Annotated in this window: 2 protein-coding genes; one reads left to right on the plus strand and one right to left on the minus strand. The window is 79.2% G+C overall.

What is annotated here, in order from left to right:
• On the minus strand, positions 1–610 hold a 610-nt coding region (locus ACFVS6_RS42895; protein ID WP_389711966.1), incomplete at its 3' end, for a helix-turn-helix domain-containing protein.
• A 120-nt stretch (positions 611–730) separates the two neighbouring features.
• On the opposite strand from ACFVS6_RS42895, the gene ACFVS6_RS42900 reads away from it, so the two are divergent.
• Complete coding sequence (locus ACFVS6_RS42900; protein WP_389711967.1) at positions 731–2,443, plus strand: DUF6350 family protein; 1,713 nt, start codon at positions 731–733, stop codon at positions 2,441–2,443.
• The last annotated feature ends 41 nt before the right edge of the window (positions 2,444–2,484 follow it).

Consider the following 2,484-nt stretch of genomic DNA (forward strand, 5'->3'; position numbering starts at 1 on the left):
GGGCGGGGCGCCCGGCGGGCCCGGCGGGAGTGGTGGGGCCGGCCGGTCCGCCGCCCGGGTCGGCGTGCGGGCCCGGGCCGCCGGTGGAGCCCCCGCTCCCGGTCCGGACGGGCGTCTTCGCGTCGTGGCGGGCCGCGCCGACCGGCGGCTTGGCGGCCCGCTTGGCGGCCGACTTGGGCCGGGTACCGGGCCCGCCGGGCCGTCCCTGGCCCCCGCCGGCGAAGGCACGGCCGCTCCCGGCGGCACGCGGGGCCCACCCGGCGAAGGGCGCGGCCGGGGCGTGCTCCGGTTCCGGTTCGCGCGCGTGGGGCTCCGGGGGGTGCGGAGGCCGCGGGGGCGCGGCAGGGGTGACCCGTACGTCCGGCGTGTCCGCGTCCGGGACGGCGTCGGCCGCGGCGAGGCGGGCCAGGATCTCGGCGTACACCTCGCGCTTGCGCCCGCGCGGCTCGGTGCGGCCCGTCTCCCACGAGCGGAGCGTGGCCGGGGTGACCCCGATGGCCTCCGCGACCTCCTCGTGGCTCAGTTCGCCCGCCTCGCGGAGCCTGCGGCGCTCCTTGGGGGAGGGCAGGCCCAGTTCCGAGCCGGAGGTCGTATCGACGCCTTGTGTCATGCCACACTCCCCGCGACCCGGCAGCCTTGGGCGAAAAAGTACATAAACGTATATTGAGCGACACCACGGGCATTCGCCTGTTACCCGCCCATAGCGCGTGTCGTTGGCACCATGGGCGGGGTGACCCAAGTGACTGAACTCGGGACCCCGTTGCCGGCGGCCCTTCGCCCCGGTGCGCGGCGCCGTTCACCGGCCGCCGCCGCCTGTGTGCTGGGCGGCGTCGTGGCCGCCGGACTGGGGCTCGGCTTCCTGGCCGTGCTCGTGATCGTGTTGTGGATCAGTTCCCCCTATCCGGACAGCGGGCCGGGCGGTGCGCTGCACCTCGCCGCCGGACTGTGGCTGATGGCCCACGGGACGGAGCTCGTGCGCTACGAGACCCTGTCCGGGGTGCCCGCGCCCGTGGGCGTGACGCCGTTGCTCCTGGTGGCCCTGCCCGCCCTGCTGATGCGGCGCGCCGCCCGCCTCGGCAGCGCCTCCGGGGACGCCGCGGGGGCGGACGGGGAGGAGGTCCTGCCGGCCTGTGCCGTGTTCTCCGCGGTGCTCTGCGGCTATCTCACCGTCGGCGCGATGGCCACCGTGTACGCGGCCGGCGGGCCGATGCCGGCCGATCCGCTGAGTGCGGCCTGGCACCTGCCGCTGGTGGCGGCGCTCGCCGCCGCGGGCGGGGTGTGGGCGGCCAAGGGTCGGCCGCCGGGACCCCTGCCGGACTGGGTTCCGAGGGGCGTGCGGAAGGCCGTGACGCGCCCCCGGTACGCGCTGGCGCTGCGCTCCGGGGCGGCCGGGGTCCTGGTCCTGCTGGGCGGGGGGACGCTCCTCGTCGGCGCCTCCCTTGCCTGGCACGGGTCGGAGGTGCAGACCTCGTTCCTGACGCTGACCGGGGTCTGGTCGGGCCGGTTCGCGGTGCTGCTGCTGGCCGTGGCCCTGATCCCGAACGCGATGGTGTGGGGCGCGGCCTACGGGCTCGGCCCCGGCTTCGCGCTGGGCGCGGGCGCCACGGCGACCCCGCTCGGCTTCGAGGGCGCGGCGGCGCTGCCCAGGTTCCCGCTGCTGGCGGCGCTGCCGCCGGAAGGGGCGGGGACGCCGGTCACGTGGGCGGCGGCCGGGGTTCCGGTGGCCGCCGGGCTGGCGGTGGGATGGTTCGCGGTGCGGCGGGCGAGGGAGGTCCCGTACGGGGAGACCGCGTTGACGGCGGCCCTGGGCTCGGTGGTGTGCGGGCTGGCGATGGCCGGCCTGGCGGCGGTGTCCGGCGGCCCGATGGGCACGGCGGCGCTGGCGAGCTTCGGGCCCGTGTGGTGGGCCGTCGGGGCCGCGGCCGCCGCCTGGACCCTGGTGCTGGCCGTGCCGCTGGCGGTCGGGGTGCACGCGTGGCGGACGCGGCCGGCCCGGGGGGCCGCCGAGGAGGCGGCTGCCGACGCCTGGCACGACTCGGGGGTCCGGGAACTGCGCTGGCAGGCCCTGCGCGGCGCGGCGCAGCCCCTGGTCACGCCCACGACCCGACGCGGAACCCCCGCGCCGGCGCCCGTCCCGCAGGCGGTACCGGTTGCCGTGACCCCGGTGGTGGCGGCGGTCCCGACGGCTGCCGCGACCCCGATGACCCCGGCGCCCCCGACGGCCCCCGCGGGTGCCGAGCCCGCGTCGCTCGTCGCCCGAGCCGCTCCGCCCGTGGCGGCGGCGTCCGCGGCCCGGCCCGCGCCGGACGTGCGGGCGGCGGCGGAGTTCGGGGCCGCCGCTCCGCCGGCAACGCCCGGTCCCGCCGGTCCGGTGCCCCCGGCGCCCCTGCTCCCGCCTGTGGCCGGCGCCCGGATCCTGTCGCGGCGCCCCCCGGAGGAGTGACGTCACTTCGCCCGAACGCAGGTGGCCGGCCCCGATGGGGC

The sequence above is a fragment of the Streptomyces sp. NPDC057939 genome, assembly GCF_042887545.1.
In the GTDB taxonomy this organism is placed as follows: Bacteria; Actinomycetota; Actinomycetes; order Streptomycetales; family Streptomycetaceae; genus Streptomyces.